Source organism: Bilophila wadsworthia ATCC 49260, assembly GCF_000701705.1.
GTDB classification, from domain to species: domain Bacteria; phylum Desulfobacterota; class Desulfovibrionia; order Desulfovibrionales; family Desulfovibrionaceae; genus Bilophila; species Bilophila wadsworthia.
This window is the reverse complement of the sequence record NZ_JNJP01000032.1, coordinates 1-16,951: the sequence shown is the minus strand read 5'-3', so window position 1 is coordinate 16,951 and position 16,951 is coordinate 1. Positions and strand designations below refer to the sequence as shown.

The following is a 16,951-nucleotide window of genomic DNA, read 5'->3' as shown; positions in this document are numbered from 1 at the left end:
CGGATGGAAGTCAACGAGAAAGGATGAATCTATGTCGCTGATCGAAATCAGGGATGTCCATAAATGGTACGGCGAGTTCCATGTGCTCAAAGGTATTTCCGAGCGGGTCGAGAAGGGCGAGGTGCTGGTCATCTGCGGGCCTTCCGGGTCCGGCAAGAGCTCGCTCATCCGTTGCCTGAACCGTCTGGAGCCGATCCAGAAGGGGGACATCCTCTTTGAAGGGACGAGCATCTACGCCCCGGAAGTGGACGTGAACGCTCTGCGCGCCGAGGTGGGCATGGTCTTCCAGCAGTTCAACCTGTACCCGCACCTGACCGTGCTCGAAAACGTGACCCTCGCGCCGATCAAGGTCCGGGGCATGGGCAAGAAGGAGGCCACGGATCTGGCCATGGAACTGCTCGGCCGCGTGGGCATCGCGCGTCAGGCCGCCAAGCGCCCGAGCGAGATTTCCGGCGGGCAGCAGCAGCGTGTCGCCATCGCCCGCTCGCTCGCCATGCAGCCCCGCGCCATGCTGTTCGACGAACCCACCTCCGCCCTCGACCCGGAAATGATCAACGAAGTGTTGAGCTGCATGAAGGATCTGGCCAAGGACGGCATGACCATGGTGTGCGTCACGCATGAAATGGGCTTTGCCCGCGAAGTGTCCGACCGCGTCATCTTTATGGACCACGGCGTGATCCTCGAAGAGGGGACCCCGGAACAGTTCTTCACCAACCCGCAGCACGAGCGCACCAAGGCGTTCCTCCGCGAAATTCTCTAAGGATACGGCATGGCCACACCCGATCTCATCCGTCTCGACATCGTGGTCGACGAGGAGCAGTACGATACCGCCGCCGGGCTTCTGGTCCGGAACATTTCCTACGGCTGGGAAGAAGACAGCCTCCCCACCGGCGAAACCCGTTTCCGCGTGCATTGCGACAACGCCATCGTGCAGGAGAACCTCCTCAGCGCGCTGCGGGCATGGCTGCCGGGCCTCGACGTCGAACAGACCAGCATCCCGCGTCAGGACTGGACCGTGGCGTGGCGCGAGTTCTTCACGCCCGTCCGCGCCGGACAGTTCATCGTGCTTCCGCCGTGGCTGTTTGAATCCACGCCGCTGGAAGGCCGCAAGCCCATCATCATCGAGCCGAAATCCGCGTTCGGGACCGGGCACCACAACACGACGGTGCTGTGCCTCGAAGCGATTACCGAACTCTTGGCCTCGGGGCGCCTCAAGGCCGGGCAGCGTTTCTTCGACGTGGGCACGGGATCGGGCATCCTCGGCATCGCCTGTTGCCTGAACGGGCTTGCCGGGCTCGGCTCGGACATCGATCCGGTGGCTGTAGACAACGCCCTCGAGAACGTGGTCATCAACAAGGTGGCCGACGATTTCCGCATCGTCCCCGGCAGTGCCGAGGCGGGCGAAGGCGAGCGGTTCGATCTGGTGGTCGCCAACATCCTTGCCGGCCCGCTCCGCGAACTGGCCCCGGCGCTCATGGCCCGGATGAAGCCGGGCGCGTGCCTTGTGCTCTCCGGCCTGCTGGACGTGCAGGCCGATGCGGTCGAGGCGGCGTATGCCGAACTCGGCAAGGCGCGGCGCGTGCAGTCCGGCGACTGGGTGGCACTGGTCTGGGGCGAATAGTGTCGGCATCGGGTACGAAGGAAACCACAATGAATGTATCCGTCCTCCTAGGGCATCCGTACGAGCAGAGCTTTAACGCCGCCATCGCTGTAGCCGTGGTACGCACACTGGAAGAGAACGGCCACACGGTGCGTTTTCACGATCTGTATGGTGAGGGATTCGATCCGGTCATTTCTGGCAAGGAACTGATCAGCGATATGACCGGAGACGAACTGCTTGCGGCGCATCAGCGGGAAATTCGGGAAGCCGACGGGATCATCGTCATCCACCCGAACTGGTGGGGGCAGCCGCCCGCGATCATGAAGGGATGGGTGGACCGCGTACTGCGGGAAGGGGGCGCCTATGGCTTTCCGGAAGGCGACAACGGCGGAGGTTTGCCCATCGGCCTCCTGAAAGCCAAAGCCGCGCTGGTCTTCAATACATCCAATACGCCACAGGAGCGGGAAGAAAACGTCTTCGGCGATCCTCTGGAACGTATCTGGAAGGATTGTATATTTGATTTTTGCGGAGTGCGCGTTTTTGACCGAATCATGTTTCGCGTGATCGCGGACAGTACGCCGGAAGACAGGGAGCAATGGCTTGATGAAGCGCGGGCGATGGTCAATGACTATTTCCCGAAGCCCTTGCCCTCCGACGCATGATGGATTCGTCATAAACCGTCCTTCATTCGCTTGAACGCGAAAACGGGCCGTCGGCAATATACCGGCGGCCCGTTTTCCTTTGGATTCCTCTTTCGTGTTGTCCTGCCCGGCTGGTACGGCGAAGGAGGAGATACCAAGGAGCCTTAGGCAATGATCCTGATGGTGTTCTTTTTCAGATAACCGGACGGCATGTAGCTTTCCTTGGCTTGGCGGAGCCCTTCCTCGTCGGCGTCCTGCTCGCGGTTGATGAACACGAAGTTCTTGGCCGCGTACTTGGCGAAACAGAAATTGATGGCCTGATAGACGCCGCGGTACTCGGGGCGGCCCTTTTCAAAGTGGACTACGATGGTCTGATCGTCGAGCGGTTCGCCTACGGCGAAGGCGGCCATTTCCTCGCCCGCATAGAGCGCGCCGCCGATAAGCCCAGGCAAGGCGTCCCAGTTGCGGAGCACGGAACAGACCACATCGCTTTCGGCCAGCAGCGAAGCGGATTTTTCGCATTCCCGCCACTTGCACCAGTCATCTTGGAGCGCCAGCACCTGCGGCATGATTTCGCCGTTCAGGGCGCGGTAGTCCTCCCCATAGGCCTTCATGTACCCGTTGACGTGGTTCTTTTTCTTGTGGAGCTTGTTGCCCGCGAGGGTCGAAAGCGCTTCCTGCGTATACAGGTATTCCCACTGGCCCGGCGTTTCCTCGATGGCCACGCGGCCCGGCAGGCGTTCGAGCAGCAGCTCGCACAGCGGCTCGGGAGCGCGGAGGATGGTCGTGCCCGGCACGAGTTCGGGCATGGCGGCCCAGTCTGCGGCGTACCAGTCGCCCACCGGAGCCCACAGGCGCTCGACGGGCAGGTCGTTGCGCTTCTGGCGGATCCAGCAAAGCCCGTGCGCCGTGCGCCACTCCAGATTGTAATGGGTTCCCCATCCCCAAAGGTTGGTGAAGGTATAGTCGGCGGCGTGCAGGGGCAGCGCGCGGAAGTAGGGGGCATACGCGGCGGCGTCGCCGAGTTCGATGGAAGAGAAGTTTTCCGTAAGCATGTGAACCTCTGGTTAACGGGATGCGCAAGTGTGGGGACGCACGGCCAGGGCGAAACGGGTCCAGTTGCAGCGCAGCGTGACCCATAAGAGCGAAAGCGACATGACCACCTGCGAAACGAAGGTGGAGAGGAAGACCCCTGAGGCGTCCTGCCAAATGATGTGGCCGAACAGCCATGCGATGGGCAGGCGTACCGCCCAGACAGCGAAGCTGAACGAGACCATCGGGTAGACCGTGGCTCCGGCGCCGTTGAGCCCGCCCGCCAGCACGACGCTGGCGACGGTGAACGGCACGGCCATGATGTTGAAGGAAAGGTATTTGACGGTTTCGACCTGCACGGCGGGATCAGGGGCGATCAAGCCCGCGAGCTCCATGCGCCAGGGCCATATGGCGGCCCCCACGCAGCACATCCCCGCGCAGGCGATGCCGAGCGTGGCGAGCAGCGTGCGTTTGGCCTCGCGGTGGTTGCCCTCGCCGAGCGCGTGGCCCACGAGTACCGAAGCGGTCATGCTGAACGCCACGGCGGGCAAAAACAAAATGGATTCCACCCGCAGCCCCGTGGTCAGCCCCGCAAGGGCGTTGACCCTGCCGAAGGGCAGGGAGGCCGTGATGACGTACAGGACCATATAGCCGGTTTGCCATAAGAAGGACGTGCCGAACGCGGGCCCGGCAACCTTGAGGAGATACGGGGCCCCCGCCTTGATCCAGCGCCAGCCGGGGAAGCTGTCGCGTGTGAACAGCTCGTGCCGCATCAGCAGGAACAGCATGAGCGCGGCCCCGACGGTGACCGAGACGAGCGTGGAGTAGGCGATCCCCGTTGCGCCGTAGGCGGGGAAGCCCCACCAGCCGAGCCCGAAGGCCAGATCGCCGAATACGTTGAGCAGGCAGGCCGTGCCGGTTACGTACAGCGGGATGAGCACCATCTTGGCGGAACGGAACACGGCCGCGCCGATGGTGAGGGTGTATTGCCCGGGGATGCCCCAGATCGTCGCCGTCAGGAACATGATCGCCACGGGCATGATGCTCTCGGGCGTCTGGATGAGGCGCAGGAGCGGTTCCCGCCACACCGAGGCCGCCACCGCAATGGCCGATCCGATGGCGATACAGCCGATGGTCACGAGCCCCACATACCTTCTCGCCCGGACGGATTTGCACGCCCCGAGGGACTGGCTGATGGAGGCCACCGCGCCGCTCACGGCGGCCATCGCCAGAGCCATGAACATCATATGGCACTGGGTGATCAGGCCGATGGATGCCTGCACTTCCGAGCCGATGCGCCCGCCCGCCCACACGTCGGTGATGCCGATGACGAATTGACAGAGCAACATGATGCACTGCGGCCAGGTCAGGTGCCAGATGGTGTGGATGCGTTCGGTGTTCAGTTTCATATGGGCATGGGGGTTGGGGGTCTGATGGAAGCATACGCCCCATGCCGTCCGGCACAAGACGATGAGAGAAGGGAGGCTCGCAATCAGGGAAGTGTTTCCATAGGAAGTGAGGAGGCGTTATGCCTCCCATATTCTCAAAAACATCCTCATCCTCCCCTCTGTTTTCGAGCGATGGGGGCGGCGTGGTGTGGGGCCGTGTCGGCTGACGTGTCTTTCCGCAGCGGGGCGGGCCGATCCTCTCGGATACCGGACCTGTTATCCGCTTGTTCGTGAGGTTTCGGGCTGACGTGTCAAAAAACTGTTGAATCGTATGGAACCGTCATGTCCTTTTTCAGGGAGCACGGAGTGGGTTTCTTGAAAAATGCTGGCTGTTTTTCAATAACCGATCCCCCGGGGAGCGAGCCGTCGCCCGGATTTTTCACCAGTGCGTTTTTTCGCGGGCCCATGCGAACCTCTTATAAGGGAGAGGGAGGTGCGGGCCGTGCGGACGGCTGGGGAGGGAGGGGAGCCCTTTTCTCAGAGCGTTTTCCCCTCCCTCCCCAGATATCTCTTACTCCTACTCCCCAACCAGCCCGGCGGAAACAAGCGCCTGAAACAGTACGATGCCCGCGGCGGTGGAAAGGTTGATGCTGCGGACTTCGCCTTTGATGGGGATGCGGACATGATGCGGCGAGAGCCCGATCACTTCGGGCGGCAACCCTGAGGTTTCGCGCCCGAAAACGAGGGAATCGTTTTCCGTGAACTCGAAACGGTGCAGGGCGGCGCCCCGCCGGGCGCTGGTGAGGACGAGCCGCCTGCCCGCCCCGGCGTTCCGGATGTAGGCGTCGAGGTCGGGCCATACCGCCATATCCACATGGGGCCAATAGTCGAGGCCCGCCCGTTTGAGGTAACGGTCCTCAAGCTTGAAGCCCAGAGGCTCGATGAGATGCAGCGAAACCTGCATGGCGGCGCACAGTCGGGCCACATTGCCCGTGTTCGGAGGTATTTCCGGCTGGAAGAGAACGACATGCATACAGGTCGGCATCCGTACAATAGGTGAAATGGTTTTTCAATAAAGGTGGACAGAAGAACGCGGGATGCTTATTAGGCTTCAAAGCCCAGCTTGTTGATGGCCTTCTTCACTTCCGCGATGTCGAGGGGCTGGGATTCCTTCCAGATGGCTTCGCCCTTTTCGAGGTCGACGTTCACATCGGATACGCCGGGAAGCGCTTCCAAAGCCTGGGTTACGGCCTGCTTGCAATGGTTGCAGGACATGCCTTTCACGGTGAGAGTGGGCATAATCGTATCCTTTCTGGGTAAGAAGGTGGATGATGAAGGGGCAGCGGCACCGCCCGCCCTTCATATCATAAGAGCTTAGCCGATATTGGCAAGCAGAGGAGAGGCACATGGATCAGCAGAAAGAAGTTCTTTTCACCGTGGGCGGTATGCACTGCGCCGCCTGCTCATCGCGGCTTGAGCGCGTCCTGAACGGCATGGACGGCGTGCAGTCAGCCACCGTCAGCCTTGCCGCCAACAGCGCCACCGTCGTGCCTGATCCCGCGCTTTCCGAATCAGACACCGAGGCCCTCGTTCATCAGATTGAGGAGCGGGCCGTGGATATGGGCTTCACCGCGACGCCGGTAGCCCCGGAAGCCGATATGGTGGACACGTGGGAAGCGCAGCAGAAGGAAACGGTCGGGCAGCTTGCGACCCTGAAGGCCCGTCTGTGGCCTGAGTTCGGGTTCACCATCCTGCTGCTCCTGGTGTCGATGGGGCACATGTGGGGGCTTCCGCTGCCCGCGATCATCGATCCCATGCATTCGCCCGAGTCGGCCCTCAACCATGCGCTGCTGCAACTTGTGCTGACCTTGCCGGTCTTGTGGTCGGGGCGGCATTTTTATTTGACCGGCCTGCCCAACCTGTGGCGGCTCACCCCGAACATGGACAGCCTTGTGGCGATGGGCACGGGAGCGGCGTTCCTGTACAGCCTGTGGAATACGGTCGAGGTCGCGCTTGGGCATACGGGCAAGGTGATGGACCTGTATTATGAGTCCGCCGCCGTGCTGATTTCGCTGATTTCGCTCGGCAAGTACCTTGAGGCCGTTTCGCGGTTCCGCATGTCCGATGCCATCGGAGCGCTCATGAACCTGACCCCGGAAACCGCCCTGCGCCTGCCCGCTCCCGACAAGGCGGATCAGGCCGAAGAGGTTCCGGTCAAGGTTGTGCGCGTGGGGGACTATCTGCAGGTGAAACCCGGCGGGCGGATCCCTGTTGACGGAGTGGTAACAAACGGCGCGTCCAGCGTGGACGCCTCCATGCTGACTGGCGAGTCCATGCCCGTTCCTGTAGGCGTGGGCAGTTCGGTGGCGGGCGGCACGATGAACACGACCGGTTCTTTTATTATGCGGGCCGAGCGTGTTGGTGCGGATACGGCCTTGTCGCGGATCATCAAGCTGGTGCGCGAAGCGCAGAGCTCCAAGGCGCCCATTGCCCGGCTGGCCGACGACGTGAGCCTCATTTTCGTGCCGACCGTCATGGCGCTGGCGGTCATTGCCGGTGCCGGATGGCTGTACTGGGGGCACGTGCCGGTTTCGGAAGCCTTCCGTATTTTCGTGGCCGTGCTGGTGGTGGCCTGCCCGTGCGCGCTCGGCCTTGCCACGCCCATTTCCATTATGGTGGCCACGGGCCGGGGCGCGCAGATGGGCGTGCTCGTCAAGAACGGTACGGCCCTCGAACTCGCGGGCCGTCTGGATGTGCTCGTGTTCGACAAGACCGGGACGTTGACCGAAGGCAAGCCCCGCCTGCTTGCCGCCGAATCCTTCGATCCGCTGTTCGATGAGGAGCGCATCTTAGGGTACGCCGCCTCGCTTGAGGGCGTGTCCGAGCATCCTCTCGCGCTGGCCGTGACGTCCGCCGCCGAGGAGCGGAATCTCCACCTGTATCTCGTCAGCGACTTTGCCAGCATTTCCGGCCTCGGCGTATCCGGCAACGTAGATCTGGAAAACGAGTCCATACCGTTGTTGCTCGGTAACAAGCGACTGATGGAAGAGCGGCAGGTCTCTTTTGACGCGGTAAAGGATCTGGATGCCCGTTTGGCGGAACTGTCGGATTCCGGCGCGACGCCCCTCTTGCTTGCCGTGAACGGGCGCCTCGTGGGGATGCTTGCGGTAGCGGACACCATCCGTCCGGAAACGGCGGGCGTGGTGAAGGAGCTCCGCCAGCTTGGTTTGCGGGTGATCATGCTCAGCGGCGACAACCGCCGCACGGCTGAGGCCATTGCCAAGAGCGCGGGCATCGATGAGGTGATCGCCGATGTGTTGCCGGACGGTAAGGAAAAGGTGATCAGCGAATTGCAGGCCGCCGGTCTGCGGGTCGGGATGATCGGCGACGGCATCAACGATGCCCCCGCGCTGGCCCGTGCCGATGTCGGCATGGCTATGGGCAACGGCATCGACGTTGCCGTGGAAGCCGGGGACATCGTCCTTCTCGGCAGCGACACCCGTTCGGGCAAGGGCTTGCGCGGCGTGGTGACGGCGCTGGAGCTGAGCCGGGCCGCCTTGCGGAACATCCGGGAGAATCTCGGCTGGGCGTTCGGCTACAACATCCTTTGCCTGCCCATTGCCGCCGGGGTGCTCAAGATTTTCGGCGGCCCCTCGCTTTCGCCCATGATCGCGGGTGCGGCGATGGCCTTCTCGTCCGTTTCCGTCGTGCTCAACGCGCTGCGCTTGCGGCGGTTTGGGAAGTAGGGATGGGATAAGAACCGGGGAGGGGAGGAAGAACCTTTCTAAAGAAAGGCTTCTTCCTCCCCTCCCCGGACCCCGCCCCTCCATCTCCAAAGACTTTCGACTGGTGGGGAGGCGGTGCGGCGGGAGTCCCGCTGCATGATGATCTATAAAAATACAAACAAGCCCGGAAACCGACGTTTCCGGGCTTGTCTTATTTCTTTTGTCTTTTTGATGCATCGCCGGGAGACGCGCGGCGGAGGTTCAGCCGCCTTGCTTCCCGTCTCGGCATCGACCTTTACGAAAGTCTTGGGAGGGAGAGGGGAGGTTTGGAGGGGGGAGGGAACCTTTCTTCAGAAAGGTTCCCTCCCCCCTCCAATCTTACTCTTCCACAAAACACCGCGTCAGATCGTCCAGCGTCTCGCGGCGGCGGATAAGCTTGGGCGTGCCGTCGCTGGTGATGAGCACTTCGGCGGCGCGGGGGCGTTGGTTGTAGCTGGAAGACATCACGAAGCCGTAGGCCCCTGCGTCGAGCGCGGCGACGATGTCGCCTTCCTTGATGAGCGGCAACATGCGCTTCTTGGCGAGGATGTCGCCGCTTTCGCAAATGTTGCCGACGATGCTCTGTTCGACGAGGTCGGTATCAGGCTCGCCGCCGTCGCGGAAAATCTCGATGTCGTGGAACGAGTCGTACATGGCGGGCCGCACAAGCACGTTGAAACCGAGGTCGGTACCCACGTAACGGTTTTCGCCGTTGAACTTGGTCGCGTGCACGGTGCCGAGCAGCACACCGCACTCCGCGACGACGTAACGGCCGGGTTCGATGAAGAACTTGCCTTTATAGCCGGTTTCCTCGACCCATGCGGACAGCAGTGCGTGAAGCCGGCGGCCGAGTTCGGCCATATCAAGTCGGGGCTCTTCCTCATACTTGCGGTAGGGGATGCCGAGGCCGCCTCCGAAGTCGATGATCTCGATGCCGGGGAGCAGATCGGCGAGATCCGACTGGACGAAGTGCAACAGGAATTCGATGGCGTTGAGATAATTGTCCGGCTCCATGAACAGCGAACCGATGTGCTGGTTCACCCCGGCGAGCGTCAGGCTGTGCTTTTTGAGCAGGGCGCGGACCTCATCCAGTGAGGTGGGATCGATGCCGAACTTGGTTTCCTTTCCGGCTGTGATGACCTTTTTGTGATGCCCGGCCCCGATGCCGGGGTTGATGCGGATCATCACCTTGCCGCCGGGGTTGACCTTGCCGTACTGGTCGAGCTGCGACAGGGAATCCACGCTGACGATGAGGCCGTTGTCCGCGGCGTTCTTCATTTCTTCGGCGGAAACGTTGTTGCAGACGTACAGGAGGCGGTCGGGCGTGAACCCGGCCAGCTTGTTGATATGCAGTTCGCCGGGCGACATGGCGTCGGCGTGGCAGCCTTCTTCACGGACGATGCGCAGGAGGGCGAGGTTCGTATTGGCTTTGGCGGAGTAGTTCACATGGAATCCCGGAAGGCTGGAAAGGCCGAGCAGTTCCCGGCAACGCCGGCGCAGCACGTCTTCATTGTAGACGTAGAGAGGGGTGCCGTATTGGGCGGCGAGTTCCTGCGGCGTCGTGTTTCCAAAAAAGCGGACCTTGTCGGTCTGGGCGGAGCGAACGTTTGACATGGATTGTCCTCTGAATGGCAAAAGATTACGGGGCAAAAGTAACAGGCTGCACGGTGCTGTCAATAGAAGAAGGGATGCACGATAAAATACAATGTATTTTCGTAGGTTAAGGATGTACAAGATTGTCATGCCCGCTGGGGCGGCAGGGAGCCCCCGAAAGGATATTTGACTTTCCGCCTTTCTGGGGACATGGTGGAACATCAAACTACATTAAGGAGCCTTTCATGGCAGTCAAAGACGGCAATACCGTTCGCGTGCACTATACAGGGACTTTTTCCGACGGAGAGGTATTCGATTCTTCCAGAGAGCGTGAGCCCCTGGAATTTACCATTGGCGACGGAAGCCTGATCCCCGGTTTTGAGGATGCGCTGCTCGGACACAACGCGGGCGACCGTTTCACGGTTACCATTCCCGCCGATGAGGCGTATGGGGAGCATCTGGAAGAACTCCTCATGGAAGTGCCCGTGAGCGAAGTCCCCGAAGACATCAAGCCCGAAGTGGGCATGATGCTTCAGATCGCCACCGATGACGGCGACATGGAAGTGCAGATCGTCGAAGTGAACGACAAGGTCGTGGTGCTTGACGCCAACCATCCGTTGGCCGGAGAAGACCTGACCTTCGACATTGAAGTTATCGACGTCAAATAGGCTTTGCGCATAAGCTCCGATTCGGTTATTCTGAATCGGAGCTTTTTTTATGAAGGCGTTTTTCACAGAGAAAGGGCAGAGGGAACGACTGAGCGGGTCGCCTTTTGCTTCGGACATCAGGCCCTGGAGGAGACATGAAAGTTGTTTTCGAGATCACCGGGTTGAGTTGTGACCTTGCGCTTCATCCCATCTCGCCCCAGACGGCGGAGAGTATGCGTGAGGGCGGGCGCGACATCTACAGCCAGAAGTACATGAACTGGTGGCGCAGGGGCAACACGCGCACGTTCGGGATGCGTCTCAACGAGTCTTCCGAGATCCGTTTGCAGGTGGATGGAGAGGACGTTTCGTTCAACGCCAACCTCCTGTACCGCAACGTGTACACGCTGCGCCAGCGTATGTACCTTTCCAGCAAGGCTCAGTTCCTGGCCGTTCTGGGCTATGACAACGAGACCTGCACGTTCCGCTGGATTTGGGAAAACATCGACCATTTCGATGCGTCCAAGTTCAACTTTGTCGTGACGGACTGGGACAACGTCCTCGGCACCAAGGGCTACCGCGTGCTCGACAACGTGTTTTACAACGACAAGCACGCCGACGATGAGGAATGGCTGAACCCGAGCGGTTTCACCTTGATGGACCCCATCGTCATCGACCTTGAGGACGTCCGCCGCGAGATCGAAGAAGAACTTAAGGGAACCGCCGACTACGGCCGGTAAGATGTGCGCCGGGAAAACCTTTTCCCGGTATCTTGAGCTGGGAAGCCTCCGTTTTGCGGGGGCTTTTTTTATGGCTGGCGGGAAGGAAGGGGCTATCCGGCGACACGCCGAGCGCTCTGCGGACTGATGCGCAGCTCCTCTGGCGAGGACGGACTCCTTGCGGGATGGCTTTCCGATGTTGTGGTGATTCCTACCCCCAAAACCATCCACGGGAACGCCGCAGGTGGGGACTGGAATGGAGTGTGGCGAGAGCCAACTCCGGAAAAGGGGAAGGGTGTCCTTTCAATGGCAGTCTGTGTTGGAAAAGCCTGCGGGCAGAGATCCGGTAAGCACGGACGCCTTTGGAAATGGAGGGATGGATCTCGCGTTGGCGGGTTTGGGGAAGGGGACCTTTTTTCAGAAAAGGCCCCCTTCCCCTATGCTTCTTACGCCTTCAAAGACTCTCTGCTCTGGAATGTGCCGTTACGCTATCCGTCCCGCTCCGCTTCTTCAAAAGAGGCGCGGTTCCGGTTGATGGCGGAAACCAGATCCGGCATGAGCTGCACGATTTCGTCCATATTGCCGGAGCAGGCGACCTCTTCAAGGCAGCGGGCCGGATCGTCCAGCACGCGCAGATCGTAGGTTTCGGCCAGACGTCCGATATGGGCGGCGGCTTGGCAGACCATCTGCGCGTCGCCCGATTGTTCGCCCTGGATGGCGCGCTCCAAAGCTTCATCCAATTCCGTAAGCAAGGCACGGATGGCTTCGTCAGATGCCTCGCTCTCCTGCTCAGCATCCTGGAGAGGCCCTTTCTGTCCGTCCTTTGTGGGAAGGGCAGGTTCCTGTTCCGGTGTTTCGGGAATGCCTGGACCGGGTTGCTCCTGCGCAGCCGCTTCGCCGTCTCCTGCGGGAAGGACGGGAGGGAGGGGGGCCTCCTGAGGTTCGGGGAGGGCGGTATCTTTTTCGGTGGCCGGCTGGATAACCGGAGCCACCGGTACGCCGAGCTCCACAATGTCATCAATGGCCAGCTCGTTCGTGCTTGCCGTCGGGCGCGAACCTTGTCCGCAGGGCGCGAGACAGGCCGCTTCATCCAGCAATGAACGCGGGCCGGGCTGCGGGGCTGGTCGGGCATCCCCAAACAGATCGGGAATGGGAGCGTCCTTCTCCGCAGGCTGCGCCGGGGTGGGTTTGCGGACGGGTTCGGTCAGGTTGATGACCTCCGCTTGCGGCTCAAGCCCAAGTCCGGCCAACGAAAGTTCCGGCTGATTGCCCAGCGGTTCGTCCAGCATCAGAACGTCGTTGGAGAGGCTGCTTTTTTTGTCCGGCAGCGGCGTACCGAGCATGAGCGGTTCATCCGCCTTGTCGGTTTGGTCCGTCAGGGTCAGCGGCGCATCGTCAGTGGGAGCAAGCGTCAAGGGGGCGTTGTCCCGCTTTTTTGGGGAAACCTTTTGTTCCGGTTCCAGCGTCAACGGAGTTTCCTCGGGAGCCGGCAGCGGAGCCGACACGGGCAGTGGCTTGATGATGGGCGTGGGTTCGCCTACCCATTCATCAAGGTTGAGATCGGGCACGGTATTTAAGGGAGTGGCCGCTTCGGAACGCTGCGGCGCTGAAGCGTGTTCGGGAGCAGGCCGCTTTTCCGCTTCCTTTTCCTGCGTGGGCATTTCGAGCGGAGCCTCAACCTGCTTGGCCAGTCCCTGATCGCCGTCCTGCTTCTTGGTGATGGGCATAGGTTCCCCGACCCATTCCGCGGCATTTGTCGGGGCGCTTGACTGGGCGGGCATATGCTTGGCGCGCTCTTCCAGCGGGTTCGGGCGCTCAGGGCGCGGCCTGGGGGCAGGAACTTCCTCGGGGGATGCTTTGCTGATGGGCATGGGTTCGCCCACGCTGGACAGCTTGATCGGCTTTTCGGGAGCTTTTTCCGTGAGCGTCATGACGGGTTCGTCAACCTGATCGACCACGGTGGGCGCTTCGGGTGCGGCTGGCTTGGCCTGCTTTCGGAACCGTGCGAACAGGGAGGCGAAGATGCCTCTCTTAACAGGCGCCGGTTCGGCGGCGTGGCTGTCCCGGGGCGCGGAAAGGGCCGGGGCGAGCGGCTTTGCCGGTTCCGGGAGTTCCGGAAGGTTGGGGATATCCGGCGAGACGCGCGGCGAGCCCTTGGCTGAAGGTGCTTGCGGTTTGGGTGCGGTTTTTTGGGGTGCGCCGTCCGTATCCTTGAAGCGGCGCGAAACAGGCGCGAGGCGCAGGGTCAGGACGCGCAGATCCTTGCGCGTGATCGGCTTCTTGAGGAAATGGGTGCATCCGGCCCGGCGCAGGGCGTCGATCTGCTCGTTGCTGTTGACCAGCGCGAGGATGGAGGCCAGCGGGAAATTGTGCTCGCCTTCGAAGATGCGGATATCGGCCACGGCGTCGGCGATGCTTTCCTCCGGCATGTCGTCGTCGAAAATGATCAGAGCCCCGGGGGTGCGGCGGTAAAGCGCCTTCGCTTCCTCGGCGCTCCGGGCTTCGATGATTTCATGGGGCAGTTCATCCAGATAATAGGACAACATCTGTCGGTTCGCCGGGACATTGCTCGCCACGATGATGCGCAGGGAGCTCGCGGGCAGGCGGGACAGCGTTTCCTTGTCCGGTTCGGGCGCGGCGGGGATGGGCTGCTGTTCGATGCGGGCGGTGAGCCTCATGCTGAACGAAATGGTGGTTCCCTTGGGGCCGCTTTCGAGAGAGACGAGTTCCCCGTCGGGCCCCACGAGTTCCCATGTGCGCACGAGCGCCAGGGTGCTGCGTTCAAGGGGCGGCATACCGGAACCCGTATCCGAAACGGTGAACAGCAGATGGCCGGGATCGGTGCTTTCGGGCAGGCGCTGGGCACGGATCTGCACCATGCCGCGATCGGTGGCGAGTACCGCGCTCTCGACCAGCAGGGCCAGCACGTTGGCGAGCTGGGCGCGTCGTCCTTCGTAGCAGCGGGGCAGGTAGGGGGCGGTAAACCATGACAGGCCGAGGTTCTTGGATTCGGCGAGGCTGGAGACCGCTTCATGGGTTTCCAGCAGAAGCTGGTTCAGATCGAACCGTTCCTTGCGGTCGAAGTCCTGAGAGAGGGATACGCCCCTGCCCATATTGCCGATGGCCGTGGCGAGGTTGCGCCCGGCGACGCCGAGGGCGTCGGTCCGGCGTCGGGCTTCGGCGGAGAGCTGCGACTGGTCCACGGCGCTGATGGCCCGGAGCAGGGCATCCAGCGGAGCGCGGAGCGATTCCTCCACCATCCCGGCGGAGAGAGGCGCTTGCAGGGCTTGCGGATACGGACGTTTTTCCGGGGTGCGGGATGTGGGCCGGGAGGCTTCGGCAGCCCGCGCGGGCTCAGAATGTACGTTGGCGGAGGAAGGTTTTTTATTCGGGAAGTTGGCGAGTTCAAGGCCTTCCGGCTCGGCGGAAAGCGAAGGGAGGCGCTCGAACGACGTTTCGGAAGCCTTGGAAGCTCCGCCCAGTTCCAACGCGGCGACGCCCGCCCTGCCGGTCTTGGTGTCCCGTGTGCTGCGGTTCGGAGCGGGGAGAGGCTTCGGGCTTGGGCTGAGCGCGGCGAACAGGGCGCTCAGGGTCAGTCCGGTCAGGGGGATCAGGCTGACCACGCCCGGCGTCATGAAGCCGTCCAGCGCGTGGGGCAACAGGCCGATGAGCGATTCGGGGAGCAGGCGGGAAAGCGGAAACAGCGCCAGCATACCCAGAGGCGGCAGGATACAGATAAGAAGGAAGCGTTTCGCGCCGGGAAGCCTGCGGGCACAGGCCGCGAGGGTGCCGGGCAGGAGCAGAAGCATGAACAGGGGCCACAGCGGCAGGAATTGCAGCGTCCACGTATAGCCGGGGATCAGCGGCGCGACGGAAAGGGCTATGCCGAAGAGGGCCAGCAGAACGAACTGCATATCAATAAAAGGGGCGTGGTGGCGCGTCCGCAGCATGTGCCTGCCGACATGCGGCAGGATGAGCAGGGCGACGCCGGGCGCGAGCAGCCCGGGCATATCCCAGCGGCTGACTTCCCCCGCCGGCGTTGTGGGCAAGCCCCAAAACGCCTGGACCCAGACGGCGGCGATGTAGAGCGCGGCCCACATCCGCCATTCGCGGCGCTCGGTGACCCCGCGCAGGAGGCACAGGAACAGCAGCACGGCCAGCAGTACAAGCTGCGGCTGCGTCCCGAGTTCGTCCACGAGGGTCAGGCTCGCCGCGTTGCGGAGCATGGGGGCGAAGCCGGGAGCCGGGATGCCGTTGACCCGGATATAGATGCCGGTCTGATCCGGCAGGGGGCTCGGCAAGGAATAAAGCCCGTCGCTGGAGGGGCGCACCGGGGTTCCGTTGCTTTCCCCGGGACGGACCAGCCAAACCTGCGGGATGCCGGGGAGCTGCCCGGCTATGCGGGTATTCAGATCCAGAACGAGCGGAAAGGCCGGGGCCTTGCCCTCAACCTCCAAGCGCATCCAGATGGTCCCCGCCTGATGGGGGAGGGATTCCGGCTCGTAGGGCTTGAATTCTTTTTGGGCGTTCGGGGACAGGACATCCGTCAGCGTGTGGGTGCCTTTGGGGTCCAGCAGCCACTCCGCCTGGAGAGGCACGGAAGCCCCCTCTTTGGCCAAAGCGGAACCTGGCTCTCCGGAAACCGCGGGAAGGGCCGAAGCCGTCTGCACCACCGGAGCGGCGGGCGTTTCCGGTGCCGTCTGTTCGACCACGGCCTGAAGCGCCTCTTGGACGACGGAAGGCGTCGCTGTGGACACCTCCGGGACGGGAGACGCGGGCGCGGGGTCGGCCGCACCCATGCCGGGGGTCAGAACGAGCAGCAGCGCGGCGAAAAGCGGCATGTACACACGGAGGCGGGAATGTTTGAACGGCAAGAAAGAGTGCATAGGCGATGTGGGGTTCGGGTGACGGGAAGACAAACGATAAGGAATCAAGTCTGCTCCGGGACGCGCCGTTGCCGTGCTGAACGGGGGCGCGGTCGCTTCCACAGGGCGATAACTGTAAATACGCCGCTCGGAAGCTGTCGGCAAGTTATTAAAGAAAGCATATGATATCCCCGGATTAAACACCAGACGTCAAAGGGGCGTTGCCGGGGGTGAAGAAAAAAATCAGAAAAAAAATAAAAAGTCGTTGACAGAGGCGGCGTGGAGGTGCATAAACCGTTTTCGCCGCTGCGGGACGGAATGTCTCGCTGAGCCGGGCAGGCCGAGAGGCCGGGCACGGCGGGGCGAAGAAGTTTTTTGAAAAAAGCAGAAGAAAGCGGTTGACAGCGAGAAGGGGTCGGGATAAGTTCCCGCTTCTGCGCCGGGGAGAAACCCTCGCGGCGCGCTCCGAAAAAAAACTTCGGGGTTCGAAAAAAAGTTGTTGACAAGCTGGACCGGGCGGGATAAGTTCCCGCTTCGCCGCTGACGGAAACGCAGCGGCTGAGGCAACGGCCTCTGGTTCTTTGACAAGTGAAGAGCGAGTTGGGAATAAGAAACTTTGAGTTTTAGCCCATAGAGATATGGGCAAGCTAGTTGTTTTCAATCAACTGGAGAGTTTGATTCTGGCTCAGATTGAACGCTGGCGGC

12 protein-coding genes are annotated in these 16,951 nt (G+C 61.8%); 6 read left to right on the top strand and 6 right to left on the bottom strand.

Going from position 1 to position 16,951, the window contains the following annotated elements:
• The first annotated feature begins 31 nt into the window (after nucleotides 1-31).
• From T370_RS0111810 to T370_RS0111800, 3 genes are read left to right on the top strand one after another with little or no spacing between them, the layout of a single operon-like run.
• Nucleotides 32-760: an amino acid ABC transporter ATP-binding protein gene (locus tag T370_RS0111810; RefSeq protein WP_005027783.1), complete on the top strand. Its 729-nt coding sequence runs from the start codon at nucleotides 32-34 to the stop codon at nucleotides 758-760.
• 9 nt (nucleotides 761-769) lie between these two features.
• A complete protein-coding gene (locus tag T370_RS0111805) occupies nucleotides 770-1,621 on the top strand; it encodes a 50S ribosomal protein L11 methyltransferase (protein ID WP_029435857.1) in 852 nt (283 codons plus the stop codon).
• 29 nt (nucleotides 1,622-1,650) lie between these two features.
• The gene (locus T370_RS0111800) at nucleotides 1,651-2,262 is read left to right on the top strand and encodes an NAD(P)H-dependent oxidoreductase (RefSeq protein WP_009368079.1); all 612 of its coding nucleotides are present in this window, start codon (nucleotides 1,651-1,653) and stop codon (nucleotides 2,260-2,262) included.
• A 143-nt stretch (nucleotides 2,263-2,405) separates the two neighbouring features.
• On the opposite strand, the gene T370_RS0111795 is transcribed toward T370_RS0111800, so the two are convergent.
• The 4 genes from T370_RS0111795 to T370_RS0111780 all read right to left on the bottom strand — a co-directional run bounded on the left by T370_RS0111795 (nucleotide 2,406) and on the right by T370_RS0111780 (nucleotide 5,960).
• Nucleotides 2,406-3,296, bottom strand: a complete 891-nt coding sequence (locus T370_RS0111795; RefSeq protein WP_029435856.1) for a DUF2156 domain-containing protein — start codon at nucleotides 3,294-3,296, stop codon at nucleotides 2,406-2,408.
• 12 nt (nucleotides 3,297-3,308) lie between these two features.
• Complete coding sequence (locus T370_RS0111790; protein ID WP_029435855.1) at nucleotides 3,309-4,682, bottom strand: MATE family efflux transporter; 1,374 nt, start codon at nucleotides 4,680-4,682, stop codon at nucleotides 3,309-3,311.
• Nucleotides 4,683-5,238: 556 nt separating this feature from the next.
• Nucleotides 5,239-5,694, bottom strand: coding sequence for a tRNA (cytidine(34)-2'-O)-methyltransferase (locus T370_RS0111785; RefSeq protein ID WP_029435854.1), 456 nt, complete (start codon nucleotides 5,692-5,694; stop codon nucleotides 5,239-5,241).
• A gap of 71 nt (nucleotides 5,695-5,765) precedes the next feature.
• A complete protein-coding gene (locus tag T370_RS0111780) occupies nucleotides 5,766-5,960 on the bottom strand; it encodes a heavy-metal-associated domain-containing protein (RefSeq protein ID WP_029435853.1) in 195 nt (64 codons plus the stop codon).
• A 107-nt stretch (nucleotides 5,961-6,067) separates the two neighbouring features.
• Here T370_RS0111780 and T370_RS0111775 point away from each other — a divergent pair, with 107 nt between their 5' ends.
• A complete protein-coding gene (locus T370_RS0111775) occupies nucleotides 6,068-8,407 on the top strand; it encodes a heavy metal translocating P-type ATPase (protein WP_029435852.1) in 2,340 nt (779 codons plus the stop codon).
• A gap of 357 nt (nucleotides 8,408-8,764) precedes the next feature.
• Here the strand turns inward: T370_RS0111775 and lysA are convergent, their stop codons facing one another.
• The gene (lysA, locus tag T370_RS0111770; protein WP_029435851.1) at nucleotides 8,765-10,039 is read right to left on the bottom strand and encodes a diaminopimelate decarboxylase; all 1,275 of its coding nucleotides are present in this window, start codon (nucleotides 10,037-10,039) and stop codon (nucleotides 8,765-8,767) included.
• A gap of 224 nt (nucleotides 10,040-10,263) precedes the next feature.
• Here lysA and T370_RS0111765 point away from each other — a divergent pair, with 224 nt between their 5' ends.
• A complete protein-coding gene (locus tag T370_RS0111765; RefSeq protein ID WP_005027775.1) occupies nucleotides 10,264-10,686 on the top strand; it encodes an FKBP-type peptidyl-prolyl cis-trans isomerase in 423 nt (140 codons plus the stop codon).
• 134 nt (nucleotides 10,687-10,820) lie between these two features.
• Nucleotides 10,821-11,402, top strand: coding sequence for a hypothetical protein (locus T370_RS0111760; protein WP_005027774.1), 582 nt, complete (start codon nucleotides 10,821-10,823; stop codon nucleotides 11,400-11,402).
• Nucleotides 11,403-11,869: 467 nt separating this feature from the next.
• On the opposite strand, the gene T370_RS0111755 is transcribed toward T370_RS0111760, so the two are convergent.
• Nucleotides 11,870-16,255 carry a molecular chaperone Hsp90 gene (locus T370_RS0111755; protein WP_248604256.1) on the bottom strand — a complete coding sequence of 1,462 codons (4,386 nt, stop codon included), beginning with the start codon at nucleotides 16,253-16,255 and terminating at the stop codon, nucleotides 11,870-11,872.
• Between the last annotated feature and the right edge of the window lie 696 nt (nucleotides 16,256-16,951).

What these genes read in the sequence shown, in the direction of transcription:
- T370_RS0111810 (WP_005027783.1), top strand. Translation starts at nt 32, where the DNA reads ATGTCGCTGATCGAAATCAGGGATGTCCATAAATGGTACGGCGAGTTC.
- T370_RS0111805 (WP_029435857.1), top strand. Translation starts at nt 770, where the DNA reads ATGGCCACACCCGATCTCATCCGTCTCGACATCGTGGTCGACGAGGAG.
- T370_RS0111800 (WP_009368079.1), top strand. Translation starts at nt 1,651, where the DNA reads ATGAATGTATCCGTCCTCCTAGGGCATCCGTACGAGCAGAGCTTTAAC.
- T370_RS0111795 (WP_029435856.1), bottom strand. Translation starts at nt 3,296, where the DNA reads ATGCTTACGGAAAACTTCTCTTCCATCGAACTCGGCGACGCCGCCGCG.
- T370_RS0111790 (WP_029435855.1), bottom strand. Translation starts at nt 4,682, where the DNA reads ATGAAACTGAACACCGAACGCATCCACACCATCTGGCACCTGACCTGG.
- T370_RS0111785 (WP_029435854.1), bottom strand. Translation starts at nt 5,694, where the DNA reads ATGCATGTCGTTCTCTTCCAGCCGGAAATACCTCCGAACACGGGCAAT.
- T370_RS0111780 (WP_029435853.1), bottom strand. Translation starts at nt 5,960, where the DNA reads ATGCCCACTCTCACCGTGAAAGGCATGTCCTGCAACCATTGCAAGCAG.
- T370_RS0111775 (WP_029435852.1), top strand. Translation starts at nt 6,068, where the DNA reads ATGGATCAGCAGAAAGAAGTTCTTTTCACCGTGGGCGGTATGCACTGC.
- lysA (WP_029435851.1), bottom strand. Translation starts at nt 10,039, where the DNA reads ATGTCAAACGTTCGCTCCGCCCAGACCGACAAGGTCCGCTTTTTTGGA.
- T370_RS0111765 (WP_005027775.1), top strand. Translation starts at nt 10,264, where the DNA reads ATGGCAGTCAAAGACGGCAATACCGTTCGCGTGCACTATACAGGGACT.
- T370_RS0111760 (WP_005027774.1), top strand. Translation starts at nt 10,821, where the DNA reads ATGAAAGTTGTTTTCGAGATCACCGGGTTGAGTTGTGACCTTGCGCTT.